General features: G+C 47.8%; 24 protein-coding genes, 2 rRNA genes and 1 riboswitch. Of the genes, 24 read left to right on the top strand and 2 right to left on the bottom strand.

Annotated features, from left to right (window positions below):
* From C400_RS0104940 to C400_RS27395, 5 genes are all read left to right on the top strand, one after another.
* Positions 1 to 571, top strand: a 23S ribosomal RNA gene (locus C400_RS0104940); the annotation flags it as partial.
* Positions 572 to 720: 149 nt separating this feature from the next.
* Positions 721 to 837, top strand: a 5S ribosomal RNA gene (gene rrf / locus C400_RS0104945).
* A 215-nt stretch (positions 838 to 1,052) separates the two neighbouring features.
* Positions 1,053 to 2,045, top strand: a complete 993-nt coding sequence (locus tag C400_RS0104950; RefSeq protein ID WP_017426163.1) for a ketoacyl-ACP synthase III — start codon at positions 1,053 to 1,055, stop codon at positions 2,043 to 2,045.
* Between the two features lie 132 nt (positions 2,046 to 2,177).
* A complete protein-coding gene (locus C400_RS0104955) occupies positions 2,178 to 4,313 on the top strand; it encodes a DNA topoisomerase III (RefSeq protein WP_017426164.1) in 2,136 nt (711 codons plus the stop codon).
* Between the two features lie 98 nt (positions 4,314 to 4,411).
* Positions 4,412 to 4,549 carry a hypothetical protein gene (locus C400_RS27395; protein ID WP_016819760.1) on the top strand — a complete coding sequence of 46 codons (138 nt, stop codon included), beginning with the start codon at positions 4,412 to 4,414 and terminating at the stop codon, positions 4,547 to 4,549.
* A gap of 182 nt (positions 4,550 to 4,731) precedes the next feature.
* Here the strand turns inward: C400_RS27395 and C400_RS0104965 are convergent, their stop codons facing one another.
* Together C400_RS0104965 and C400_RS26580 are read right to left on the bottom strand one after the other, a co-directional pair.
* A complete protein-coding gene (locus C400_RS0104965; protein ID WP_017426165.1) occupies positions 4,732 to 5,892 on the bottom strand; it encodes a type II asparaginase in 1,161 nt (386 codons plus the stop codon).
* Positions 5,893 to 6,253: 361 nt separating this feature from the next.
* Positions 6,254 to 6,382, bottom strand: coding sequence for a DUF4023 family protein (locus tag C400_RS26580; protein ID WP_013369463.1), 129 nt, complete (start codon positions 6,380 to 6,382; stop codon positions 6,254 to 6,256).
* 194 nt (positions 6,383 to 6,576) lie between these two features.
* Between C400_RS26580 and C400_RS0104975 the strand changes: the two genes are divergently transcribed.
* From C400_RS0104975 to C400_RS0105075, 19 genes are all read left to right on the top strand, one after another.
* A complete protein-coding gene (locus C400_RS0104975; protein ID WP_016819762.1) occupies positions 6,577 to 6,840 on the top strand; it encodes a DUF1294 domain-containing protein in 264 nt (87 codons plus the stop codon).
* Positions 6,841 to 6,988: 148 nt separating this feature from the next.
* Positions 6,989 to 7,423, top strand: coding sequence for a universal stress protein (locus tag C400_RS0104980; RefSeq protein WP_013369465.1), 435 nt, complete (start codon positions 6,989 to 6,991; stop codon positions 7,421 to 7,423).
* A gap of 348 nt (positions 7,424 to 7,771) precedes the next feature.
* A riboswitch (purine riboswitch) is annotated at positions 7,772 to 7,873 on the top strand.
* A 148-nt stretch (positions 7,874 to 8,021) separates the two neighbouring features.
* Positions 8,022 to 8,507, top strand: a complete 486-nt coding sequence (gene purE, locus C400_RS0104985) for a 5-(carboxyamino)imidazole ribonucleotide mutase (RefSeq protein ID WP_013369467.1) — start codon at positions 8,022 to 8,024, stop codon at positions 8,505 to 8,507.
* The gene (gene purK / locus C400_RS0104990; protein WP_017426166.1) at positions 8,504 to 9,679 is read left to right on the top strand and encodes a 5-(carboxyamino)imidazole ribonucleotide synthase; all 1,176 of its coding nucleotides are present in this window, start codon (positions 8,504 to 8,506) and stop codon (positions 9,677 to 9,679) included. Before purE ends, purK begins: the two co-directional genes overlap by 4 nt.
* A gap of 2 nt (positions 9,680 to 9,681) precedes the next feature.
* The gene (purB, locus tag C400_RS0104995) at positions 9,682 to 10,980 is read left to right on the top strand and encodes an adenylosuccinate lyase (RefSeq protein ID WP_016819766.1); all 1,299 of its coding nucleotides are present in this window, start codon (positions 9,682 to 9,684) and stop codon (positions 10,978 to 10,980) included.
* A gap of 617 nt (positions 10,981 to 11,597) precedes the next feature.
* A complete protein-coding gene (locus C400_RS0105010; RefSeq protein WP_017426169.1) occupies positions 11,598 to 12,479 on the top strand; it encodes a phosphoribosylaminoimidazolesuccinocarboxamide synthase in 882 nt (293 codons plus the stop codon).
* Positions 12,480 to 12,537: 58 nt separating this feature from the next.
* A complete protein-coding gene (gene purS, locus C400_RS0105015; RefSeq protein WP_007428837.1) occupies positions 12,538 to 12,783 on the top strand; it encodes a phosphoribosylformylglycinamidine synthase subunit PurS in 246 nt (81 codons plus the stop codon).
* Positions 12,784 to 12,787: 4 nt separating this feature from the next.
* The gene (purQ, locus tag C400_RS0105020; RefSeq protein WP_017426170.1) at positions 12,788 to 13,477 is read left to right on the top strand and encodes a phosphoribosylformylglycinamidine synthase subunit PurQ; all 690 of its coding nucleotides are present in this window, start codon (positions 12,788 to 12,790) and stop codon (positions 13,475 to 13,477) included.
* Entirely contained in the window at positions 13,455 to 15,698 is a 2,244-nt protein-coding gene (gene purL / locus C400_RS0105025) for a phosphoribosylformylglycinamidine synthase subunit PurL (RefSeq protein WP_017426171.1), read from the top strand. The genes purQ and purL overlap by 23 nt, the downstream gene beginning before the upstream one ends.
* Positions 15,683 to 17,164, top strand: coding sequence for an amidophosphoribosyltransferase (purF, locus tag C400_RS0105030; RefSeq protein ID WP_017426172.1), 1,482 nt, complete (start codon positions 15,683 to 15,685; stop codon positions 17,162 to 17,164). Before purL ends, purF begins: the two co-directional genes overlap by 16 nt.
* A 708-nt stretch (positions 17,165 to 17,872) precedes the next feature.
* The gene (gene purM, locus C400_RS0105035; protein ID WP_017426173.1) at positions 17,873 to 18,913 is read left to right on the top strand and encodes a phosphoribosylformylglycinamidine cyclo-ligase; all 1,041 of its coding nucleotides are present in this window, start codon (positions 17,873 to 17,875) and stop codon (positions 18,911 to 18,913) included.
* Positions 18,913 to 19,527 (top strand): phosphoribosylglycinamide formyltransferase, encoded by a 615-nt coding sequence (purN, locus tag C400_RS0105040; protein ID WP_017426174.1) that lies wholly within the window; start codon positions 18,913 to 18,915, stop codon positions 19,525 to 19,527. Before purM ends, purN begins: the two co-directional genes overlap by 1 nt.
* A 130-nt stretch (positions 19,528 to 19,657) precedes the next feature.
* Positions 19,658 to 21,202: a bifunctional phosphoribosylaminoimidazolecarboxamide formyltransferase/IMP cyclohydrolase gene (gene purH, locus C400_RS0105045; protein ID WP_016819773.1), complete on the top strand. Its 1,545-nt coding sequence runs from the start codon at positions 19,658 to 19,660 to the stop codon at positions 21,200 to 21,202.
* Between the two features lie 63 nt (positions 21,203 to 21,265).
* Complete coding sequence (gene purD / locus C400_RS0105050) at positions 21,266 to 22,531, top strand: phosphoribosylamine--glycine ligase (protein WP_017426175.1); 1,266 nt, start codon at positions 21,266 to 21,268, stop codon at positions 22,529 to 22,531.
* A 124-nt stretch (positions 22,532 to 22,655) separates the two neighbouring features.
* Positions 22,656 to 23,333, top strand: a complete 678-nt coding sequence (locus tag C400_RS0105055; protein WP_017426176.1) for a TetR/AcrR family transcriptional regulator — start codon at positions 22,656 to 22,658, stop codon at positions 23,331 to 23,333.
* A gap of 99 nt (positions 23,334 to 23,432) precedes the next feature.
* Positions 23,433 to 24,290, top strand: a complete 858-nt coding sequence (locus tag C400_RS0105060; RefSeq protein ID WP_017426177.1) for a transporter substrate-binding domain-containing protein — start codon at positions 23,433 to 23,435, stop codon at positions 24,288 to 24,290.
* Between the two features lie 85 nt (positions 24,291 to 24,375).
* Positions 24,376 to 25,023 (top strand): amino acid ABC transporter permease, encoded by a 648-nt coding sequence (locus C400_RS0105065; RefSeq protein WP_016819779.1) that lies wholly within the window; start codon positions 24,376 to 24,378, stop codon positions 25,021 to 25,023.
* Positions 25,024 to 25,037: 14 nt separating this feature from the next.
* Positions 25,038 to 25,787, top strand: a complete 750-nt coding sequence (locus C400_RS0105070) for an amino acid ABC transporter ATP-binding protein (protein ID WP_017426178.1) — start codon at positions 25,038 to 25,040, stop codon at positions 25,785 to 25,787.
* Positions 25,788 to 25,836: 49 nt separating this feature from the next.
* The gene (locus tag C400_RS0105075; protein WP_013369486.1) at positions 25,837 to 26,262 is read left to right on the top strand and encodes an OsmC family protein; all 426 of its coding nucleotides are present in this window, start codon (positions 25,837 to 25,839) and stop codon (positions 26,260 to 26,262) included.
* Positions 26,263 to 26,409 lie beyond the last annotated feature (147 nt).

The following is a 26,409-nucleotide window of genomic DNA, read 5'->3' on the forward strand; positions in this document are numbered from 1 at the left end:
GAGTGCAAAGGCAGAAGGGAGCTTGACTGCGAGACCTACAAGTCGAGCAGGGACGAAAGTCGGGCTTAGTGATCCGGTGGTACCGCATGGAAGGGCCATCGCTCAACGGATAAAAGCTACCCTGGGGATAACAGGCTTATCTCCCCCAAGAGTCCACATCGACGGGGAGGTTTGGCACCTCGATGTCGGCTCATCGCATCCTGGGGCTGAAGTAGGTCCCAAGGGTTGGGCTGTTCGCCCATTAAAGCGGTACGCGAGCTGGGTTCAGAACGTCGTGAGACAGTTCGGTCCCTATCTGTCGTGGGCGTAGGAAATTTGAGAGGAGCTGTCCTTAGTACGAGAGGACCGGGATGGACGTACCGCTGGTGTACCAGTTGTTCCGCCAGGAGCACCGCTGGGTAGCTATGTACGGAAGGGATAAGCGCTGAAAGCATCTAAGCGTGAAGCCCCCCTCAAGATGAGATTTCCCAGTATGTAAGACCCCTTGAAGACGACGAGGTAGATAGGTTGGGGGTGGAAGTGCAGTAATGCATGGAGCTGACCAATACTAATCGGTCGAGGGCTTATCCTAAGATAAGGCGCAATGAGTTTCGGATCCAGTTTTCAGGGTGTAACCTTGAAGGTATGTAGAAGTACATACGACAAGCGTATGGCGATTCATTCACACGATCTGTGATGAACCGAATAAGCTTACGGAAGAATTTGCGAAGCAAATTCATGTTTGGTGGCGATAGCGGAGGGGTTCCACACGTACCCATCCCGAACACGACCGTTAAGCCCTCCAGCGCCGATGGTACTTGGACCGCAGGGTCCTGGGAGAGTAGGACGCCGCCAAGCAACAAGAAAAAAGGACCATGATCTTTTTGAGATCATGGTCCTTTTTTGTGTTAAATATGAGTAGAATTTTTAATTAGTTTAAGTTAGTTATAAGTTCGACTGAATCTGTGGATATTAGCTAGTAAATAGATAGACATTTTTTAAAGAAAATTAGTACCAGGTATTAGTATCTGGTGGTATAATATGAATAAGGATTATAAAGGAGAGTGATCAGATTGTTGAATTCAAAAGCAAAGTTAACGGCCCTTGGCACTTATGTACCTGAACGGATTTTGACGAACGCCGACTTGGAGAAGCTTGTGGAGACTAGTGACGAGTGGATTGTACAACGAACGGGTATGCGGGAACGACGAATCGCGGCCGAAGATCAGTATGTATCTGATTTATGTATACAAGCTATTAAACGTATGGTTAACCTTTATAACGTAAATGTGGACGATGTTGACATGATCATTGTAGCGACGAGTACACCTGATTACTATTTTCCAAGTACGGCTTCCCGTATTCAGGCTTATTTTAATATTCCCAATACAGGGTCAATGGATGTTAGTGCTGCATGCGCAGGCTTTGCCTATGGACTTCATTTGGCAAATGGTCTGATTACGGGTGGTCTACATCGCAAGGTTCTAGTGATTGGAGCCGAAACATTATCCAAAATTACAGATTATACGGACCGGACGACATGTGTTCTTTTTGGAGATGGAGCAGGGGTTGCACTTGTTGAATATGACGAGGATGAAGGGTCGTTTTTGACTTCAGATATAGGAACCTTTGGGCAAGGAGGAGCACATCTTTATCGCGCAGGATTATCTAACTATTTGGATGGAGAGAAGCTGCAAGATAATGGTTTTATCGCTCAAAATGGACGTGAGGTTTATAAATGGGCTGTACGTTCTGTCCCAGCAGGAATCGAGCGATTAATGGATAAGGCAAATATGGGGAAAGAGGATCTTGACTGGTTTGTACCTCATAGCGCTAATCTGAGAATGATTGAGTCCATATGTGAAAAGAGTGCAGTACCTTTAGAAAAGACGCTGACGAGTGTAGAGTTTTATGGCAACACTTCGGCGGCGTCCATTCCGTTGGCTTTAAAGTGTGGATTGGATGATGGGCGTTTAAGATATGGACAACATGTGGTGTTATATGGGTTCGGGGGAGGCCTGACGTATGCGGGTCTGTTATTAAAATGGAGTGTGCCTGATTTGTAAGCTGCTAACTAATGCATGAGCAATAGTAATAGTGTGTAAAGATCGTGTTAATAAAGAGACGTTGGTTGGCATTAGATTTATCGTAAGATGGCAGGATGGTATAATTAACATTATGAGAGAAAGGAGCGTAACATGAAGGTATTGGTATTGGCAGAAAAACCATCCGTGGCCAGAGAGATTGCACGTGTGATGGGCAGCCGTGAGAAGCATAAAAGTTATATAGAAGGACCTAAGTATGTAGTGACATGGGCACTGGGTCATTTGGTCGGATTAGCAGAGCCTGAGGATTACGATTCTAAGTATGCGAATTGGAACTTAGAGGACTTGCCCATTCTTCCGAAGAACTCCAAGTTAAAGGTATTGCGGGAGAGCAATCATCAGTTCAAAGCTGTACAGCAGCTGATGAAACGACAGGACATTGGAGAACTTATCGTGGCAACAGATGCTGCTCGTGAAGGAGAATTGTTGGCGCGTTGGATTATACAAATGGCAAACTGGAGAAAGCCTTTCCGGCGTTTATGGATTTCCTCGCAGACGGATAAGGCAATTAAGGCAGGTTTCGCGAAATTATTGCCTGGCCAGCAGTTTGATCGTTTATATGAATCGGCTCGCTGTAGGGCTGAAGCAGACTGGATGATTGGTCTCAATGTAACCCGCGCGTTAACGGTTCGTTATAACGCCCAGCTTTCGGCTGGAAGAGTGCAGACACCGACACTGGGGATGATTATGGAACGTGAGAAAGAGATCACCCAGTTTCGTTCTCAAGAATATGATACGTTGACGGCGGATTTTGGTCATTTTCAGGCAACATGGCGTGCAGAAAATGGGGATTCACGTATGTTTGACCGTACTCAGGCAGAGACTTTGCGCCGCAGGCTTGAGGGGGCCAAAGGTACAGTTGTGAGTGTTAAAAAAAGTGAAAAAAGCGAGCCTCACCCGCTTGCGTATGACCTAACTGAGCTGCAAAGAGATGCTAACCAGCGCTACGGCTTCTCGGCCAAGCAGACGTCTAATGTTCTTCAGCGTCTATATGAGCAGCATAAGCTGGTGACTTATCCACGTACAGACAGTCGTTATCTTACCTCCGATATGGTGGATTCCCTTAAGGAAAGGCTCAGTAGCGTAGCCGTGGGTCCGTATGCTTCTTTAGCACGTCCGCTATTGCGTAACAAATTGCCAATCACAAAACGAGTTGTAGATGACAGTAAAGTCACAGATCACCATGCGATTATTCCTACTGAGCAGACGTTATTGCTTAATCAGTTAAGCCCAGAGGAGCGTAAGCTGTATGATCTGATTGCACGCCGTTTTATCAGTCTGTTCTACCCACCTGCACGTTATGATGCTGTAGCTGTATCGGTCATGGTGGGGCAGGAAACATTTCAGGTAAAAGGTACAACCATAAAAGATAGCGGTTGGCGTGCTGTGTATGACGAAAGTCATTATGAATTGGACGAGGAAGAGACAGATGATCGTGAAAGTAATGGACGGGGCGTTATTTTGCCTGAAATGAGAAAAGGAGACTCCGTCCAATTGCAGCGTTGTATTGTACGTGCTGGAAGAACGATGCCACCCAAGCGCTATACAGAAGCAGCCCTGCTGGCTCAGATGGAAAAGCATGGCCTGGGTACTCCAGCCACCCGTGCGGATCTGATCGAGAAACTCGTCAGCTCGGATACGATAGAGCGCCAGGGGAACGTGATGCATCCAACTGGCAAAGGCAAGCAACTGATCGAACTGGCGGCTCCACAGCTGCGAACGCCCGAATTGACGGCACAATGGGAAGCGGAGTTAGAACGGATCGCCCGTGGTCAAGGACAACCTGAGCCATTTTTGAATTCTATCCGTGCTATGGCGAAAGAATTGGTTTCTACTGTGAAAAATAGCAGCGCTGAGTACAAGCCCCATAACGTAACGAATAGCCATTGTCCGGATTGTGGTACAAAGTTGTTGGAGAAGAAAGGGAAGAAAGGCAAGTTTCTTGTATGTCCAAGTGCGGATTGCGGTTACCGTCGTTCAGGCGAAAAACGCTTGTCCAATCGACGTTGTCCGCAGTGTCATAAGAAAATGGAAATGAAAGAGGGCAAGGCAGGTTTGTATGTAAGATGCTTATCCTGTGGCATTACGGAGACGCTGGATAAGGACAAGCAACGGGTAAACAAGCGGGAACAGCAAAAGCTGGTAAAACAGTTTGAAAAGAAGGAATCTTTTGGCTCCAGCTTGGGTGATTTGCTAAAAGCAGCAATGGAGCAAAAGCAGGGCGAATAAAGATTGCCAGAGCGTGCTTCAAGCTACACAATTAGCAGGCGTATGTCGGTATAAAAAAGCTTACTCCTTGGCATGGTAATCCGAGGAGGTGAGTATTTATGCCCAAACATAAGCCGCTTAAAATCAATAATCAGCAAAATAAATCAAGTATACTGGAGGAAGAAATCGCTGCTCATCCAGAGAAGCAAGCTAAATATCCTCCAAGCTTGAATGGGATTCCCAAACAGCAGTCTTAATGCTACCTGTAAGGGAAAACGAATGGCTATATAAGACCAAGACGTTTGGATTCCAGATGTAATCGTTATGGGTGCCAGACATTGTCTTGCATAAAAGAAGCAGCAGTACGGTGGTCAACCGTAACTGCTGCTTCTTTTTTATAATAATGAAGTTATATTTATTTGATTTGGAATAACTGCCCTTAGTATTCATTAAAGAAAGATTGAATTTGATTAACATCATGCGTCTGGGTCAAAGCGAGCATGAGTAAAATCCGTGCTTTTTGCGGATTGAGCGAATCGGTGGACACAAAGTTCGATGCTGCGTCTTTTGTCGATGGGGACACAACTCCACTTCCTACGCGGCTGGAGCGGGCAATAATAACTCCTTTTTTGCCTGCGGCCTCTGCGCCTTCTGAGGAGGTCTTGGATAAGGAACCATTACCGGAACCAGCGACCACTATGCCCTTGGCGCCAGCTGCTACGGCAGCATCATACAGGTAGCGACCGTTGTTTTGATACTCGTATAGAATATCTACTTGCGGCAGCTGGGTGAGATTAGAGACGTCGAATACAGAAGAAGTCGTATGCTTATGAGTGGATTTGTTGTAGTAGTATACTTGATCGCCCACTACAGCTCCAAGGTAGCCCTGCTCCACAGACTTGAACGTATCGACTGCAGTTGTGTTCGTTTTTGTGATGTATCTTGCTGCACCGATGCGATCGTTCAGCAATACGAGTACACCTTGGCCTTTGGAGGCCGAAGCTCCGGCAACTTTTACAGCATTATAAAGGTTGAATGGACCATCGGCACTGATGGCAGTAGCTGGGCGCATAGAGCCAACAACAACTACAGGCTTATCGCTCTTAACGACAAGGTTAAGGAAGTATGCCGTTTCTTCCAATGTATCTGTACCATGGGTAATGACAATACCGTCTACATCGTCTCTGGCAAGCAGTTCGTTGGTGCGTTTGGCAAGTTTTAAGAGGATTTCATTATTAACATCGGGGCTACCCACGTTAACCACTTGCTCACCACTGACATTTGCAATACTTTTCATCTCAGGAACGGCATTGATTAAGGTTTCAACACCTAATGCGCCTGCTTTGTAGCCGGTTGTATCCGTGTTGACGGAGGATGACCCTGCAATGGTCCCTCCTGTGGCTAGTATTTTAATATTGGGTAAATGATTAGTTTGTGGATTTTCAGATTTGTCTGAAGTTGTAGTGTTAGAAGTAGATACCGTTGTGCTGGTTGTAGCTGCTGCCGCAGCGTTAGCAGTAAATCCACCACTCCATAAGGTACTTCCGAGAATAAAGCTGGCCAACAGGGGAATCATTGTCATTTTTTTCATGTTAGTCATATAAAGCTCCTCTCCAATCTTAAACCTTGAAATATTAATGATAGATTAACTGACAAATATTTTGTCGAATTACGTTAATATCACGCATTATAGGGTGAAAAATTGTTTTTAGTCAATATGTATGTTAGAAAATATAACTTTAAAACTCGTTTTTATATATGTAATCGCTTTAAATACAGCTAAATGGAAAATAATTATAAAAGAAAACAACAAGCAGAAAACTCATAAGGAGTCTGCTTGTTGCTTTTGATAAAAGGTGAACAACTGAGTGTACCTTTAATTTCATTTAATGAGAGTGACAAGGTGGAGTTGATGTTTTACGGTATTTACATGGTTCTACAGTTGAATACAGATTCCATGATCAGGGGTTTTTGCTATGCTGTTTTGTTGGCAAGCTAGCGCTGGGAGTTCCTTTTCCTTGTTTACGGTTACGTTCTGCCTTTTTTGCATTTTCTCGTAGCTTTTCAACGTATTCATGGGTGCTTTCCATCGTAGTTCCTCCTTTAAGACAAAATAAATGCACTCGGGAATTGCCCTCATACACCGTTACTATTTCCGCAAAAACGTTTTCCCAGTCAGAGAAGGCGTTGTTTCTATAAAAGGGGTGAGGTTATAATGAAGAAGAGAGCCCTATATAAGTCCTAATACCTGAAACTGGTACGGTGTGCAAAAGGAGGAGAGACATTGCAGACAGGCTTGTTGGTATGGCTACTGTTCATTAATGCAGTAGGCTATCTGGTAATGTCGGAAGATAAAAAGAGAGCACGTAAACACCGTGATCGTGTACCTGAACGGACGTTGTTTTTGCTGGCCCTGATCGGGGGCGCATTGGGTGTACTCATTGCGATGTACCGCAAACGCCATAAAACACGGCATATGACCTTCAGATTAGGTATTCCTGTGTTGCTATTCATTAACGCATTGCTCTATGGGTATTTTTTACGCTAAGGCTGGGAGTTTAGCTTCTCATAGGGAAGTTTAATGATGATTGAGAAGGCTATTCTCAGCCATTACATGATGTATGAAGTGAACAACCACAGGAATACATAATTTCAGGCTTTGATTTAACAAACTGAATTCGGAAGAGGTGCGTATTATGCTATTTTCAAAAGTATTGCTTGCTTATGACGGTTCGGATGCTTCCAACAAAGCTTTATTGAAGGCGGCTGAATTGGTGAAGGCATCACCCTCCTCGAAGCTTGAGGTAGTGACAGCATTCGATTTCCCGCGGATTTTTATGGGCGAAGGTTTGGCTCCAATTCCAGCTTCGGTGAATAAAGAGTATTATGATTTGGCTGAGCAAACTACGGATGAAGTTAAAAAGCGGCTTGCTGAGCAAGGTGTAGACGCCAAGGTAGAGCTGATTCAAGGTTCGCCGGCCGAAGTCATTTTGGATTATGCCAATGAGAATGGCTTCGATGTGATTGTGATTGGCAGTCGCGGATTGGGTGGTATTCGTGAATTTGTATTAGGTAGCGTAAGTCACAATGTGGTGCAGCATGCACGTATCCCCGTGCTGGTCGTAAAATAACGAAGTAAAAAGCAAAAGTCGGATCACTACCTGTACAGGAAGTGCCGGCTTTTTATTTTTGTTGGAAAGATGTATTGCTGGCCGTTACCAGTGTAGGTAGAGTGATAGCTAAATGTAATACAATAGTCCTGAGGTATGCATATAAAGGGCTTGGTTTTTGTTAAACACGAACATTAAATTGTATCATTATGACAATGTTCGTTTTCAAGTTGACACAGGGTGTAGGGAATTGTTAAACTATGAAGTGTATTGTCGATAAAAAATGAACTTTAGGTACAATTTAATTAGGTACACATGTTGGAGCCGAAATCCATCACGATTATGCTGGGAAAGTATATCGTTGGGTATGGAGTAAGCACAATCCTGACTCGTATAATGCCGGGGATATGGCCCGGAAGTTTCTACCTGGAAACCTTAAATTTCCGGACTACGGGAGACATACGGCTGAAGCCGCATTGGATGCGGTGGAACAGGCTTGCTTTTGGCATGCCTTTAAGAGGCTCTGTCGTTTGTTTTTTCGTAGTCCGGTGTCTTGAAAATAACGTTATTTTCGAGTGCCGGATTTTTGGCGCTTATTGATAAACAGGGAGTGAAGGACATGTCAGTGCAGGTCGCTGTCATTATGGGCAGCACATCAGACTGGGACACCATGCAACATGCATGTGCTGTGCTGGACGAGCTTGAAATCGGATATGAGAAAAAAGTAGTTTCAGCCCATCGTACACCGGATTTAATGTTTCGTTTTGCAGAAGAGGCCGCCGGGCGCGGACTAAAGGTCATTATTGCTGGAGCGGGTGGGGCTGCACATCTGCCGGGAATGGTAGCTGCGAAGACCTCCTTGCCAGTGATTGGTGTGCCTGTCCAGTCGAAGGCTCTGAATGGTCTGGACTCCCTGCTCTCCATTGTGCAGATGCCGGGTGGTATTCCAGTCGCCACTGTGGCAATCGGTAAGGCAGGCTCTACCAACGCAGGGTTGCTGGCTGCACAAATATTAGGTGCTTTTGACGAAAAGATAAGTCAGCGGGTTGTGGCAAGACGCGACCGTATCCGTGACGAGGTACTGGAAGGCAGTGACTCGCTATGAATGAAGCATGTGAATCCGCTGGCCGTATTCGCCCTCCTGGCACAGTGATTGGAATTTTGGGAGGCGGACAATTAGGCAGAATGCTTGTACTGGCAGGAACTAACCTAGGCTATCGCTTCGTGACACTGGACCCTGCACCGGATAGTCCGTGTGGACAGGTGTCAGAACAAATCCGTGCTGCCTATGATGATGAGCACGCGGCCAGAGAACTGGCTGAACGGTGTGACGTGATCACGTATGAGTTTGAAAATGTGGATGCGGGTGTAGCCGCACTTTTGGAACAGGAATCCAGTGTACCGCAGGGCAGCAGTCTTTTGTACACGACACAGCATCGTCTGCGGGAAAAACGTTCTATTGAAGCAGCTGGTGTTCCTGTTGCTCCATATCGTGAAATTAGCAGTCCTGCCGATATGGTTCAAGCGGTAGCCGAACTGGGTGTGCCGTGTGTGCTCAAAACAGCAGTCGGCGGTTATGATGGCAAGGGCCAAGTGGTCATTCGCCAATCGGAGGAAGCCACGAATGCCTACGAGCAACTGGCTGGAAGCGGTGCGGAACTGGTGTTGGAACAGTTCATCCGTTTTCGCTGCGAAATCTCGGTGATTGTAGCTCGCAGCACGAACGGTGAAGCCAAAGCCTTTCCACCTGCGGAAAACATCCACGTGAACAATATTTTGCACACGTCGATTGTACCCGCACGCGTACCTGAAGCTGTCCAGGAGGAAGCACGCAAATTGGCGCTGGCTGTGGCGGAGTCATTGGATGCGGTGGGACTGCTAGCTGTGGAGATGTTTGTCACCGAAGACGGACAATTATACGTTAATGAGTTGGCACCACGACCCCATAACTCCGGCCATTACACGATGGAGGGTTGCGCCACCTCGCAATTTGAGCAACATATACGTGCGATTTGTGGTTTGCCACTGGGCAACACGAAGCTGCTGACTCCGGTGGTGATGGTCAATGTACTAGGTGAGCATTTGGAGGACGTAATTCGAAGATTCGGACAATCAGATGCTGAAGCTGAAGGATTGAGTGTTGTACCAAAGCTGCATTTGTATGGAAAAAGTGAAGCCAAGCCAGGCCGAAAGATGGGACATATTAATCTGTTGTGCCAGGATACGGAACAAGCACTGGAATGGATTGATCAAACCAATATTTGGGGGAATAAATAGTCATGATCGAACGCTATAGCAGACCGGAAATGAGAGCGATTTGGACGGAAGAAAATAAATTTAAAGCTTGGCTGGAAGTAGAACTGTGTGCCTGTGAAGCATGGGCTGAGTTAGGGGTTATCCCAAAAGAAGATACCGTGGCTCTGCGTAAAAATGCAAGCTTTGATATTGAACGGATCTATGAAATTGAGCAGGAGACAAGACATGATGTCATTGCTTTTACCCGCACGGTATCCGAAAGTCTTGGCGACGAGCGCAAATGGGTACATTATGGCCTAACCTCTACAGACGTGGTTGATACGGCTCTGGGCTATCTGTTAAAGCAGGCGAATGAAATTCTGGAACGAGATATTCTGAATTTTATTGAAATTTTGAAGGAAAAAGCATTGGCTTACAAGCACACACCGATGATGGGACGTACACATGGAGTGCATGCTGAGCCGACCACATTTGGACTGAAAATGGCCTTGTGGTACGAGGAAATGAAGCGCAATCTGGAACGTTTCCGCTATGCTGCTGACCAAGTACAATACGGTAAAATGTCCGGTGCGGTCGGAACATACGCCAACATCGACCCGGCTGTGGAAGAATTCGTATGCCGCAAGCTCGGCACCAAGCCTGCCCCGATTTCTACACAAACGCTCCAGCGCGACCGTCATGCTGAATACATGGCCACGTTGGCGTTGATCGCCACATCGTTGGACAAGTTTGCTACAGAAGTCCGTGCATTGCAAAAGAGTGAATTCCGTGAGGTGGAAGAAGCTTTTGCCAAAGGTCAAAAAGGATCTTCCGCGATGCCACATAAACGCAATCCGATCGGAAGTGAAAACATCTCCGGTCTGGCACGTGTGATTCGTGGGCATATGGTATCGGCGTATGAGAACGTAACGTTGTGGCATGAACGCGACATTTCGCATTCTTCTGTAGAACGTATCATTCTGCCAGATGCAACGATGCTGTTGAACTATATGCTGAACCGTTTTGGCAATATCGTGAAAAATCTGACGGTCTTCCCTGAAAATATGAAGCGCAATATGGCGCGTACGTATGGTGTACCATTCTCCGGCCGCATTATGACGAAGCTGATCGACAAGGGCTTTAGTCGTGAAAAAGCTTACGATACCGTACAACCGCGTGCGATGCAGGCATGGGAAGAGCAACGCCAGTTCCGCGAAATTGTCGAGGCGACTCCGGAAATTACTGCCGTGCTCAGTCCGGATGAAATCGAGGATGCGTTCAACCCGGCTTGGCATTTGAAGAACGTGGATACGATCTTTAAAAAGTTGGGATTAGGGGAGTAGAGGACGGTTTGGTGCTTGGGAGAGGCTCAGGAGCGTGATGAGGCCGCTGCGCGAACGGATCATTCTTCCGATTGCTGTTGCCCCTGGTTTCCTGGAAAATCTGCAAAGGTTGGAATCCAGGGGCAAAGGCAAGCGCTAACGCTTCTCCAGAACGATTCCGTCCGCTCCGCTGCTTCCAGCACCAACCTTCGTGTGGGAGCAGAGCTAGGGGAGGTGCGGCACATAAGATGCCGCACCTTCCCAAGAGCGATAGAAAAGCGTGTTCCACTGCTTTTCTATCACAGACCACGTGCTCGTGGGGGTTGCCGAATTTGCGCAGCAAACAGCCGGCAGTCCTCACGAGCACGCACAGGCTCAAGAAGCGAAGCCTTGAGCCAGCCGTTCGCACCAACGTAAAAGCGTTGCTGGATGAGGGCTTGTGCGAACAAGCCTTCATCCAGCGAAACGCGCTCACTTCACCATAGCTACAAAATACTCGCCCTCACCTTGCCCATTAGCCAACCCTTGCGGGAGTCCCGAGGGCAGCAGCCCTGGGGGTCCTCCCTGAGGGGAGGATTTAGGAGGGGCAAAGGCTCGATTTAGGAGGGGCCATACTCTTTTGAAAGAGGTGTAATGAAATGTCATTGTCTACCGCCGAAGGTCTGATTCATGCGCCGCTTTTGTACAAAGGCAAAGTGCGTGAGTTGTATGATCTCGGAGAACATTTTCTGATTGTCGTGACAGATCGGATTTCAGCTTTTGATTATGTGTTGGAGCCGCCTGTACCGGAAAAGGGGAATGTTCTGAACAAGCTCAGTACTTTCTGGTTCGAGCAGACGAAAGACCTGCTGGAAAACCATGTCGTGCATACCGATGTAAACAAGCTCGGACATGTCATCGACGAACAGAATAAAGAGCTGCTAAAGGATCGGATCATGGTCACGCTGAAGGCTGAACGCATCGACATCGAGTGTGTGGTGCGCGGATATATTACCGGAGGCGGCTGGCGTCAATATGAACAGACCGGTGAGGTAAACGGTATTCCATTGCCTAAGGGGCTACGTAAGAATGAACGCTTTCCCAAGCCTCTATTTACACCGGCTGCCAAAAACGATGTCGGTCACGACGAGGACATTTCCCTTCATCAAATGAAGGAACTGGTCGGGGTTGAGCTAACAGGTGAACTTGAGGAAAAAAGCTTGGCATTGTATGAATTTGCGCGTGCTTTCTGCGAAAAGCGAGGAATCATTTTAGCGGATTGCAAGTTTGAGTTTGGACTTGTTGATGGTAAGGTGATTTTGATTGATGAAATTTTCACCCCGGATTCATCCCGTTTCTGGGCACAGGAGAAGTATGAGCTGGATGTTGAGATTGATAGCATGGACAAGGAGCCGGTACGAAGCTATTTGGCAGCCTCCGGTTGGGACAAGAATAGCAAGCCCGATCCGTTGCCTGCTGAGGTCGTAGAAGAAACAACTGCAAGATATACGGATATTTGGCGGCGTCTGACGGCACAGTAAATAGTAATCATAATTCAACCAATAGGATTCACTCATTCGGAGGAGGAACTGAAGGAACATGATGAAAGCAACAGTCTATGTCACGATAAAGCAAAGCGTTTTGGACCCGCAGGGGGTCGCGGTGCAAGGCGCACTGCATTCTATGGGTTTCGGAGAAGTGGACAGCGTCAGAATTGGTAAGTATATGGAACTGAATCTGGATACAACAGACCGCGAGAGTGCAGAGAAACGCGTCATCGAGATGTGTGAAAAGCTGTTGGCCAACACGGTCATTGAAGACTACCGCTACGAACTGGAGGGCTGATTCCATGAATTTTGCAGTTCTGGTTTTTCCGGGCTCCAACTGTGATATTGACTGCTATAAGGCGATAGAGGACACGGTCGGTGAACCTGTCGATTATGTTTGGCATACGGCAACGGATCTGTCACCTTACGATTGTATTCTTGTTCCGGGAGGCTTCTCCTACGGGGATTATCTGCGGTGTGGTGCGATTTCCAGGTTTGCTCCGGTGATGAAGGAAGTAGCCAAAGCAGCTGCCGAGGGCAAATATATTTTGGGGATTTGCAACGGTTTTCAAATTTTGACCGAAGCCGGGCTGTTGCCAGGAGCTTTGCGCCGTAATCTGTCGATGAAATTCCTTTGCCGTGATACGGTGTTGCAGGTTGCGAATAACCAAACGCCTTTTACAAGAGATTATGCTGCTGGTGAAGAGATCATTATTCCGATCGCACATGGTGAAGGCAACTATTACTGTGATGATGAGACGCTGGCTCGTTTGCAGGCGAACAATCAGATCGTATTTACGTATAAAGATAATCCCAATGGTTCCATGACGGATATTGCAGGGATTTGTAATGAACAAGGTAACGTGCTGGGCATGATGCCCCACCCGGAACGCGCAGTGGACGCATTGCTTGGAACGGATGACGGCAAACGTATGTTTACATCTATTTTGAATGCTTGGAGGGATCGTCATGGCGCAGCAAGTGTCCGCTAAGGAACCGACGGCAGAGCAGATTGCCGAACATAAACTGTATCAGCAGATGGGTGTGTCGGACAGTGAATATGCGCTGATCTGCGAATTCATGGGGCGTCAGCCGAATTATACGGAGATTGGCGTGTTCAGTGTTATGTGGTCAGAGCATTGTGCTTACAAAAACTCCAAGCCGTTGCTGAGACGTTTCCCGACGAGCGGACCGCGAGTTCTGATGGGACCCGGTGAAGGAGCAGGGATTGTTGATATTGGAGACAACCAAGCGGTTGTATTTAAAATCGAAAGTCATAACCATCCATCCGCTGTAGAGCCTTTCCAAGGGGCAGCAACTGGGGTAGGCGGCATCATCCGTGATATTTTTTCCATGGGCGCAAGACCTGTTGCCGTTTTGAACTCGCTGCGTTTTGGCAAGCTGGAGAGCGATCGTGTGAAATATTTGTTCGAGCATGTGGTATCGGGTATTGCGGGCTACGGGAACTGTATCGGTATTCCGACCGTGGGTGGAGAGGTTGTATTTGACGAAAGCTACGAAGGCAATCCGCTGGTTAATGCAATGTGTGTTGGACTGATTGACCATGATAAAATCCAACGTGGTGTGGCAAAAGGGGTTGGTAACCCGGTGTTCTACGTAGGCCCACCAACAGGACGTGACGGGATTCATGGAGCAACTTTCGCATCAGTTGAGCTGACAGAGGAATCCGAAGCGAATCGGACTGCGGTTCAAGTAGGCGACCCATTCATGGAAAAGCTGGTTATGGAATCATGTCTGGAACTGATCGACAGCGGTATTGTACTGGGTATTCAGGATATGGGCGCAGCGGGACTTACCTGCTCCAGTGCTGAAATGGCAAGCAAGGCGGGCAACGGGCTTGAGCTGTACCTGGATCAGGTACCGCAGCGTGAAGAGGGCATGACACCTTATGAAATGATGCTGTCTGAATCACAGGAGCGTATGTTGTTCGTTGTTGAGCCTAAGGATGAAGCACAGGCGCTTGAAATTTTCGAGCGTTGGGGCGTCATTTGTGCCAAGGTCGGTAAAGTGACGAATGACGGTCGTTTGCGTTTGTTCCATCACGGTGAAGTGGTGGGTGATATGCCAGTGACGGCGCTGGTTGACGAGTGTCCGATCTATGACAAGCCTTCCGAAGTCCCTGCTTATTATGAGCAAAATGCTGCGATTGACACACTTCGGTATGCAGAAGTAACAGACTTGAACGGCGCGCTGAAAAAGGTGCTATCTTCACCAAGTGTAGCTAGCAAGAAATGGGTATACGAGCAATATGATTACATGGTTCGCACCAGTACGGCCGTTCGTCCGGGTTCGGATGCAGCTGTAGTGACCGTACGTGGCACCCGCAAGGGACTTGCAATGACTACGGACTGTAACGGACGTTATGTATATCTGGACCCTGAGGTAGGTGGACGGATTGCAGTCAGCGAAGCAGCTCGAAACATTGTATGCTCCGGCGGAGAGCCTTTAGCGATTACGGACAATCTGAACTTTGGTAACCCTGAAAAACCGGATATTTTCTGGCAAATGGAAAAAGCCGTAGACGGTATGGCAGAAGCTTGCCGTGTACTGGATACACCTGTTATCGGGGGCAACGTTAGCTTGTACAACGAAAATGCCAAAGGTTCGATCTATCCGACGCCTGTAGTCGGAATGGTCGGTCTGGTACATGATACAGATCATATTACGACACAAGGCTTCAAAGCCGAAGGCGATGTCATTTTCCTAGTGGGAGAGACGAAGGCTGAGCTAGGAGGCAGTGAGTTCCAGGCTATCGTGCACGGTGTATCCGAAGGACGTCCGCCTGAGCTCGATTTGAATGTAGAGAAAAAACTGCTGACTGCGGTACTAGGAGCGATTCAGGCCGGATTGGTACAATCCGCACATGATCTGGCAGAGGGCGGTTTGGCTGTAGCACTTGCCGAATCTGGAATTAGCGGCGGATTGGGAGCGCAGGTTAACGTAGAAACGTCTTTGCGCCCTGACCATGCTTTATTCAGCGAAAGTCAATCCCGCATTTTGTTATCTGCATCACCGGATAAAGCGTCTGTTCTGGAAGCACATCTGCGTGGACTGGAAGTACCAGTTACCGTATTGGGAAAAGTTGAAGGATCACAATTGACAGTTGAGGTGAACGGACAACCCGCTTTGAACGAGGCAGTCGCCAGTTTGAAGCAAATCTGGGAGGATGTCATTCCATGTCTGATGAAATAACAGCACGGACGTTGTGGACTGGAGATTATTATAATGAAGGCTCGGGTAAAGAGGGGCTGTTTGATAAATTAAAAGAGGAATGCGGCGTATTCGGGGTGTACAGACACTCCGATGCCGCTTCCCTAGCCTATTACGGCTTGCACGCGCTTCAGCATCGTGGTGAAGAAAGTGCAGGGATCTGTGTGAGCAGTGGAGACGAATTCCATTATCATCGTGGAATGGGACTTGTCAAAGAAGTATTTAATAAAGACTTAATGGCTTCGTTGACAGGCGATATTGCCATAGGACATGTGCGCTATTCGACAAGTGGAGACAGTAAGCTGACGAATGCACAGCCTTTGGTGTTCAAGTATCGTGATGGTGATTTGGCGGTAGCGACGAACGGAAATATCGTAAATGCTTTGCAAATTCGGCATGAACTGGAGCAGGGTGGGTCTATTTTTCAAACAACCAGCGATACCGAAGTAGTAGCACATTTGATCGCTCGGTCGTCCAAGGATTTAGTGGAGGCTGCCAAGGATGCATTAAAGCGTATTGTCGGTGGGTTTGCTTTCCTTATTATGACCAATGACAAGCTGCTTGTGGCTTCTGATCCCAACGGCTTGCGTCCATTGACGATGGGCAGATTGGGCGATGCTTATTTGTTTGCATCCGAGTCTTGTGCCTTGGAAACCATTGGTGCAGAACTGTTGCGCGATATCGAGCCAGGTGAACTGCTAGTTCTGGATAAAAACGGACTGCACGAAGACCGTTATACGGAAGATAAGCAGCGTAAAGCGCTGTGTGCGATGGAGTATATTTATTTTGCTCGTCCTGACAGTGACTTGAATGGTTCTAATCTTCATGCAGCACGCAAACGAATGGGCAGCCAGATGGCGCTAGAGGCTTTTGTCGATGCAGATTTGGTTACCGGTGTACCGGATTCCAGCATATCGGCTGCAATTGGTTATGCAGAACAAACAGGTATTCCCTATGAGCTGGGCATGATTAAAAATAAATACACTGGACGTACCTTTATTCAACCGAGTCAGGAGCTGCGCGAGCAGGGTGTGAAAATGAAGCTGAGCGCCGTACGCCGTGTTGTTGAAGGTAAACGGGTCATTATGATCGACGACTCTATCGTTCGGGGCACCACATCTCGTCGAATCGTAAATATGCTGCGGGATGCGGGCGCTTTGGAAGTACATGTACGAATTACCTCACCGCCTTTCAAAAACCCGTGCTTCTACGGTATCGACACACCGGACCGTCGGGAACTGATCGCTTCGTCCAAAACCGTGGAGGAAATTCGGCAAGAGATTAACGCCGATTCGCTCTATTTTATGAGCGCAGAGGGATTGATTGCCGCGGTAGGCGGACATAACGAACAGGATTACAAGGGCGGTTTGTGCCTGGCTTGTTTCGATAATGATTATCCGACACAGGTAGATTTTAAAGGCGAAGAAAAGTTCGGGTGTAGTTGTTAATATAGGAACAAAAGAGGTACAGAGGTGCATGGAGGCATGGGATGGCGGTTCTGAGGAGACCACTCCGCGTGTGCAAGGTTCTTACGATCGCTGTTGCCGCCAGATTCCGGGATTGAAATAACCCCTTACAGGGTAGGAATCCGTCGGCGAACGCTTTCGCTTCTCCAGAATCCTTCCACCCGCTGCGTTCCTCAGGTGTTCAGCATTTTGCAGCAGTGCCTGTACCTCTTCTGTTCCCACGGGGAAGAGAAGAGGTAAGGCTGTTAAAAACTCATGGCATAACTATTTCATGCCATGAGTTTTTAACAGGCGGCTTGTAAAGCCGCCTGTGAGCCAGCGAAGCGAGGCTCAGGCAGCAGGCAGGGCGGAAGCTGCCTGCCTCAAGGGCCAAAGAAGTAAGCCGCCCGTTGGCGCTGCTCACTTCTTTGGCCGGGCACGTCCCCGCCTTTGCGAAGCAAACAGTCCGGGACGTGCCCTTGCCGCCGTCACTACCAAAGGCGGCCACGCATCAAAGCGTGTCCTTGTGAATTACGGGAAGACCCGCAACTCACAATGGAAAACACGCGACGCTCAGCACGAACCACCACCAAGCAGCACCCAATCCTACGCATCTGACCGACTCTTGAGGGGTCCAGGGGGAGCAGCCCCATGGAATCCTCCTGCTAGGGAGGACTTAGGAGGGTCAATCATTTGAAGGAGTGTTCATGAATGTCCGAAGCATACAAAAACGCAGGGGTAGATATCGCTGCCGGTAATGAAGCAGTAGAACGGATGAAAAAGCACGTTAAACGTACCTTCCGTCCGGAAGTGCTCACGGACTTGGGCGGATTCGGTGCGTTGTTCGGCCTGAATAAAGATAAGTATGAAGAGCCTGTACTCGTTTCCGGTACCGATGGTGTCGGCACGAAGCTGAAGCTTGCCTTTGCAATGGATCGTCATGACACCATTGGCATTGATGCAGTTGCGATGTGCGTAAACGATATTGTCGTCGGAGGTGCAGAACCTCTCTTTTTTCTAGATTACCTTGCTTGTGACAAGGTTGTGCCCGAGAAGATTGAAGCTATAGTCGCTGGAATCGCGGAGGGCTGCCACCAGTCGGGGTGTGCGTTGGTCGGCGGCGAAACCGCAGAAATGCCGGGGATGTACAGTGAGGGCGAATATGATATTGCTGGATTCACCGTAGGGATTGTAGATAAAAGCAAAATCATTAACGGCAGTTCCATTGTTCCTGGAGATACCGTAATCGGACTGGCTTCCAGTGGTGTCCATAGTAACGGCTTCTCACTGGTTCGCAAGCTGTTATTGGAACAGCAAGGCTATGATTTGCATGATGAAATCGAAGGCTTGAACGGCAAACTGGGCGATGTACTGCTGGAGCCAACGAAAATTTATGTGAAATCTGTGTTGGCATTGCTGGACAAGGTAAAAGTAAAAGGTATGGCGCATATCACTGGTGGCGGTTTTATTGAAAATATCCCTAGAGTATTACCGGATCACGTCAATGTAGATATACAGTATGGCACATGGCCAATTCTGCCGATCTTCCAGCTCATGCAGGAAAAGGGCGAAATTTCTAACAAAGACATGTTCACGACCTTCAATATGGGGATTGGAATGGTGATCGTTGTTGAGGCAGAGCACGCACAGACTGCATTGGAAGTTCTGAAGGAACAGGGTGAAGCTGCGTATGTGATCGGAAAAGTAACGGAAGGCAGCTCGATCGTGACCTTTACGGGAGCCGAGGTATAATGGGCAATTACCGGATTGCTGTTTTTGCATCAGGCGAAGGGACGAACTTTCAGGCTTTGGTGGATGCGGCCGCACGGGGTGAACTGGGCGGCGCCTCGGTAGAACTACTTATCTGTGACAAGCCTGCGGCTCCGGCTGTAGCTAGAGCACAGAAAGCTGGAATTGCTTGTCATACTTTTCGCCCTAAGGAATATCCTGCCCGAGAAGACTATGAGCGTGAATTGGTGGCTTTGCTGGAGCAGAAATCGATTGACCTCATCGTGTTAGCAGGCTATATGCGTTTGCTTTCCAGTGTCATGGTTGATGCCTACGCTGGGAAAATCATCAATATTCATCCGTCACTGCTTCCGGCATTTCCAGGGAAAGATGCTGTTGGACAGGCATTGGCCTATGGGGTCAAGGTAAGCGGGGTCACCGTCCATTTTGTGGACGGCGGGATGGACACTGGTGCGATTATTGCCCAACGTGTCGTAGAAGTTCACGATCATGATACAGCGGAATCCTTATCCGCAGCCATTCAATCCGTGGAACGTCAGCTATATCCAGAGGTAGTTGGTAGACTGGCTCAAGGCAAAATCCAATTGAATGGCCGCAAGGTGAGCTCACTTCTCTAAAGATAACTGTAATTTGTCATATCATTGTCCTAACAAGGATACTGTACAGGCATTTTCCGATATTTCTCGGGAAATAAATTGATTGAAGAGAAATTTGCAAAATTCTGAAAGAGCTAAAGGAGGAGACAGGGTGAGTATTAAAAGAGCGCTCGTCAGCGTATCAGATAAACGGGGAATCGTGGAGTTTTGTCGCGAGTTGTCCAAATTAGGTGTGGAGATCGTTTCGACAGGGGGAACGAGCAGCTTGCTGTCGAAGGAGGGCATTCCTGTCATCGGTATTTCAGAGGTAACGGGATTTCCAGAAATTATGGATGGACGTGTTAAAACACTCCACCCTGCGGTGCACAGCGGTTTGCTGGCTGTTCGGGATAATGAAGAGCATCAGCGCCAGATGAAGGAGCTTGGATTGGATTATATCGATCTGGTCGTTGTGAACCTGTATCCTTTTGCGGAAACGATCGCCAAACCCGGTGTAACCTATGAAGACGCGATTGAAAATATTGACATCGGCGGACCAACAATGCTTCGTTCTGCGGCAAAAAACCATGCTTTTGTCAGTGTAGTGGTCGATGCGGATGACTATAGCACTGTACTGGAGGAAATACGTAAGGATGGCGACACGGAGCTAAATACTCGTAAGCGTTTGGCTGCAAAAGTGTTCCGTCATACGGCGTCATACGACGCTTTGATTTCCGATTACTTGTCGAATGTGACAGGTGATCCTCTGCCTGAGCGTTACACTGTAACCTATGAAAAAATTCAGGATTTGCGTTATGGCGAAAATCCCCATCAACAGGCGGCATTTTATCGTGAGCCTTTGGCGGCCAAGGGTACACTAACAACAGCGAAGCAACTTCACGGTAAAGAGTTGTCTTACAATAATATCAATGATGCGAATGCAGCCCTGCAAATCGTCAAAGAATTCAGCGAGCCGACAGTAGTTGCAGTTAAGCATATGAATCCTTGCGGTGTGGGAATTGGCGGCAGTATTTATGAAGCGTACAGCAAAGCTTACGCAGCAGATCCAACATCGATTTTTGGCGGCATTGTCGCGGCTAACCGGATTATTGACGGCGATACAGCAAATAAGCTGAGTGAAATCTTTTTGGAAATTGTACTGGCACCGGGCTTCACGAAAGAAGCATTGGAGATTTTAACGAAAAAGAAAAATATCCGTTTGCTTGATCTGGGTGAGCTTTCCCCATCTGAGGCGAAGAGCCGTTTCGTCGTGACTTCCATTGAAGGCGGCATGGTTGTTCAGCAAAATGACGTTCATGCTGTGGACCCGGATGCACTTACGGTTGTAACAGAGCGTACGCCATCCGAGGAGGAACTGAAACAACTTTTGTTTAGCTGGAAAGTGGTCAAACATGTGAAATCCAACGCTATCGTACTGGCGGCAGATAATATGACTATTGGCGTAGGCGCAGGACAAATGAACCGTGTCGGAGCAGCCAAGATTGCGATCGAGCAGGCCGGTGACAAAGCAAAAGGTGCCGTATTGGCATCGGATGCATTTTTCCCGATGGGCGATACGCTGGAGTTGGCAGCTAAAGCAGGCATTACAGCAGTCATTCAGCCGGGCGGTTCCATTAAAGATGAGGAATCTATCAAGGTTGCTAACGAATATGGCATTGCTATGGTCTTTACAGGCGTACGTCATTTCAAGCACTAAGTTGTGTGAGTTGTGGATGCAGCACACCTGAACGATCATAATGGGGCGGGAGGAATCACCTGAATGGATATTTTGGTTATCGGAGGGGGCGGCCGCGAACATGCAATTGTGTGGGCGCTGAAGAAAAGCCCCAAGGCCGGACAAATCTATTGTGCGCCAGGTAATGCTGGCATCGGACAATTAGCGGAGTGTGTGCCGATTCCGGTGAGTGAGTTTGACGCGCTGACAGAACTGGCGGAATCCAAAAAAGTCGGACTTGTCGTAGTAGGTCCCGATGATCCGCTGGCAGACGGCATTGTGGATGCATTTGAAGCGAAGGGCATTCCAGTATTCGGACCGCGTAAAAATGCAGCGGAAATTGAAGGCAGTAAAATCTTCATGAAGGATTTGCTGCACAAATATCAAATTCCGACAGCAACTTACCGCAAGTTTTATACCTATGAGGAAGCACATGCCTATTTGAAGGAACAGTCTATTCCGGTGGTCATTAAGGCGGACGGATTGGCAGCAGGCAAAGGCGTGACAGTTGCTTACTCGATGGAGGAAGCGGAAAAGGCGCTGTCCGATATTATGGTAGCGAAGGTTTTTGGTGAAGCGGGTGCACAGGTCGTGATCGAGGAGTTCCTCGCTGGACAGGAAATGTCGATTCTCTCCTTTGTGGATGGGGAAACGGTTCGCCCGATGGCAGCGGCCCAAGATCACAAGCCGGTTTTTGATGGTGACAAGGGACCGAACACAGGTGGCATGGGCACGTACTCCCCGTTGCCCCACATAGCCGATTCTATTATTGAGGAAGCCATTGAGACGATTATTAAGCCGACGGCCAAGGTGATGGTTGCTGAAGGGCGTCCGTTCCGGGGTGTCTTATTCGCCGGGCTGATGATTTCGCCGGACGGCAAGCCGAAGACGATTGAATTTAATGCACGTTTTGGTGATCCAGAAACACAAGTCGTGTTGCCTCGACTAAAATCCGACTTACTTGATATTTTTCTCGCTGCCGTGAACGGCACGCTGGATCAGGTGGAGATCGAGTGGAAGGATGAGGCCGCGGTGTGTGTGGTGCTGGCATCCGGAGGTTATCCCGCAGCTTACGCCAAAGGGATACCTATCCAAGGATTGGATCAGGCAGATGAAGCCATCGTATTCCATGCCGGCACAGATATCAACGAACAGGGTGAGTGGGTAACGAACGGCGGACGCGTATTAGGCGTGGTTGGTTTGGGACGTGACATTGCCGAGGCACGGGACAAAGCTTACGAGCAGGCGGCTCGTATTACCTTTGAAGGCAAGCAAAACCGTACAGACATTGCGGCAAAAGCATTGCTATAACAGCAATATATAGGATAAGAGGACCTCTGCGGAGGTTCTCTTTTTTCGTTTGACAAAAGTATACTTATCCTATAGGATTAAAAATACAAAACTGACTGACTGATCAATCGGGAGGAGGAAACCCATGCAGCCACGCAAGGCGAAGCAATCCAAAACCCTTTCGAATGACTCACCTGTTAATCACGGGGGAGAAGAAAAAGACCGCAGGACTCAGCTTCTTCACATTGCGTTAAAGCGGTTTGCTGAGCAGGGTTACCACCAAACGAAGATTTCAGATATTGTGGTGGAGGCAGGAGTAGCTCAAGGCACATTTTATTGGCATTTTAAAAGTAAAGAGGCTCTGGCGCTGGAGATTATCGCTACAGGCCGTGAACAGCTTTTGTCAGCGATCGGGCAGGGGTATCGCCGTGATGCAGGAACGCTGGCTGATATGGTCAAGGCATCGGAAGCGCTGTTTGTTCGGTTATTTCATTTTGCATTGGAGAACCGTTATCTGATGGGTTTGCTGCTGATCGGCAGTGGTGTCGATGAACCCGTACGGCAGAGTATCCGTGAGACCAGGACTGCAATGGAGCTTGCATTCAGGCGCAATATGGAGAGAGCGATCGAGCTGAACATGTTGCCTGCCGAATTAGATGTCGAATTAAGGGCAGCACTACTCATGAGCATGATCGAAGGGATCATTATACGCTGGTTATTCGGTTCAGAGGGAACACATGACCACATCAAGCAGGTATCCGCTACAAGATTGGCAGAAGAGGCTGCTAATTTTGAATTTTACGGACTATTAGGTCAAAGCTAGACGGTCAACATCGCATGAATGAGTAGTATGCAACAAATAATATAGCCAAATTACACATACAAACTTAAACATTTACATCTAGACAGGAGAGAACGATACATGAAAACACGTAAAAAAGGATTCTTGGTGACCACACTCATGGCTCTGGCATTGTTCAGCCTTGTGCTGAGCGCTTGCGGTACCAAACAGGAAGCTTCCAATACCGGAACTGGAACGGGCAGCAATAATGAAGCAGCCGCCAATCAGCTCGAAGCCATCAAGAAGGCCGGTGTAATGAAGGTAGGCATGATGGGCACTTACCCACCGTACAATTTCTTGAACGACAACAAGGAGTTGGACGGGTTTGATGTGGATATTGCCAAAGAGTTGGCGAAACGGATTGGAGTAAAAGCGGAATTCACGGCCCAAGAATTTTCGGGATTGATTCCAAGTCTGCAAAAGAAAAAATTCGATGCAGTGGTTAGCCAGGTTGCGATTACAGAGGATCGCAAGAAGGCCATTGACTTCACAGATCCCTATATCACCAATAATGTGAATATTATCGTGAATAGCAAAACAAATGACATTACGAAGTTGGAAGACTTTAAAGGCAAAACCATTGGTGTCGGCTTGGGGACAAATGATGAATCTTATCTGCGCAACGAAGTGCTGCCAAAGGTAGGCGATTTTGAGATCAAAACATATGATGATGTCATTACTTCATTGAAGGATCTAAACTCTGGTCGTATTGATGCAACCATTAACAATCTATATGCTCTCAAACCCATTATCGACAAAAACGGGTTCCAAATTAAAGCCGTAGGCGAGCCGATTAAATCAGACCTAGCAGCTGTAGCCATTAACCAGAAAACTCCTGAGCTCAAGGAAGCCTTGAACAAGGCTCTGAAGGAAATGAAGGAAGACGGCACTTACAAAACAATTTTCAAAAAATGGTTTGGCGAGGAGCCAAAAGAATAACGTAAGCCTGTTACAGGCGTCTGGCTCCAGTCTTGGCTTTTATGCTGACATGGGGCCACTCGTCTGAAAGAAGGGAATATAATTGATGCTAGAATTAATGTGGGAGAACGTCCCTTTTTTATTGAAGGGCGCTTATTATACGCTGTATATAACGATTGTTTCTATGCTGTTTGGTTTAATTATTGGTTTGATTGTTGCTGTAGCGCGCTTGAAGGGGAATCGACCTGTTCGGTGGCTGGCTCGTATGTATGTATCGATCATCCGGGGAACGCCGGTTTTGGTGCAGATTGCGGTCATTTATTATGGTCTGGATGATTACGGAATATCTTTCGGATCGTTAACGGCTGCTTGTCTCGCGCTTAGTATTAATACAGGGGCGTACTTATCGGAGACGTTCCGTGGAGCTATTTTAGCCGTACCACAGGGACAGACCGAGGCTGCTTATGCGACGGGAATGTCGCCTGGTCAAACGATGTGGCGTATCATTCTTCCACAGGCGTTGCGCATTGCAATTGCACCGATGGGGAATACGTTCGTGGGTATGCTTAAAGAAACGTCGCTTGTGTCGGTTATCGGGGTTAGTGAATTGATGCGACAGGCACAGCTTTTACAGGCGCAGTATTTGCGCTACATGCCGTTTCTGCTCGAAATTGCCCTGATGTACTGGATTATGAGCATTGGATTCTCCGCTATACTGGAGCGGGTGGAAAAGCGTCTGGCTCGAGCTTATTAAGGTGGAGATGATAGATGATGATAACAACAAACGGATTAGGTAAACGATTCGGACAGGTAGAGGTTCTGAAAAGCATTGATTTTCAGGTTGCCGCTCGTGAAATCGTCGTATTGCTCGGTCCCAGCGGTTCAGGTAAAAGTACCCTGCTGCGTTGCCTGAACGGACTGGAAGAGTTGTCTTCTGGCAAGTTTGAGGTGAACGGGATTGAGGTTGATGCTATGGCTCCTGTTCGTGCCCGCCAAGCAGCCATTCGTGATATTCGCAAGCAGACGGGGATGGTGTTCCAGCAATTCAATCTGTATCCGCACAAAACAGCTATCGGCAATGTGATTGAAGGACTGCTGACAGTTAAGAAAATGCCGCGCGACAAGGCTATGTCTATCGGACAACAGCTGCTGAAGCGGGTGGGGTTACTGGATAAGCAGGATGTACATCCATCTCGTCTGTCCGGTGGACAGCAGCAACGGGTAGCTATTGCACGTGCACTGGCGATGGACCCGGCGATTATGCTGTTCGATGAGCCGACATCGGCGCTTGATCCCGAACTCGTGGGTGAGGTGCTGGGGGTTATGCGGGAGTTGGCTCAAGATGGAATGACGATGGTCGTCGTGACGCATGAGATGAAATTTGCCCGCGAGGTGGCAGACAAGGTTGTATTTATGGCGGACGGTATCATTGTGGAAGAAGCTGCACCACAGGCATTTTTTGATGCTCCCCAGCATGAGAGGACACAAAAGTTTTTGCGTCAAATTAGCGAGTTTTAAGTTAGAGGATGAATCATAGATTATTAAGATGGAAAGAAGGCAATTGATTATGAAAGTATCTACAACTTGGCACGGCAAACGCGCATTTACATCGGAAGGACCATCCGGTTATTCCGTAGGGATGGATGCTACGGCGGCTTATGGCGGCGATGGTAAAGGGATGACACCGATGGAACTGCTGCTTGCAGGTCTGGCGGGATGTATCGGTATTGATATTACGATGATTTTGGATCGTTTTTTGTCAGACATTCAGCGAATTGATATTGATGCAGAAGGTACGCGCAAGGAGCAAATGCCAACAGGATTTACAGCGATTGATCTGACATTCCACGTAGATGGAGATATTCCAGATTACCGCGTATGGAAAGCGATTCAGATGGGTAAGGAAAAATATTGTGCAGTATCTGATTCCCTAAAAGCGGAAATTCGGATGCACCTCATTTTAAATGGAACAGAAGTACCCTATCCAGCGTAAGTGTTGAGGGGTGAGGAGAGTCAGCCTGTGTTATATACAGGCTGACTCTCTTTTTTTATGTTGTCTGACAATATGACGAATAATGAAATCTTGTGTGTGGAATGCATATCGAAGTTACTGTACGATGAATCGTTTAGAAAAGAAACC

Source organism: Paenibacillus sp. ICGEB2008, assembly GCF_000307675.1.
Lineage (GTDB): Bacteria > Bacillota > Bacilli > Paenibacillales > Paenibacillaceae > Paenibacillus > Paenibacillus polymyxa.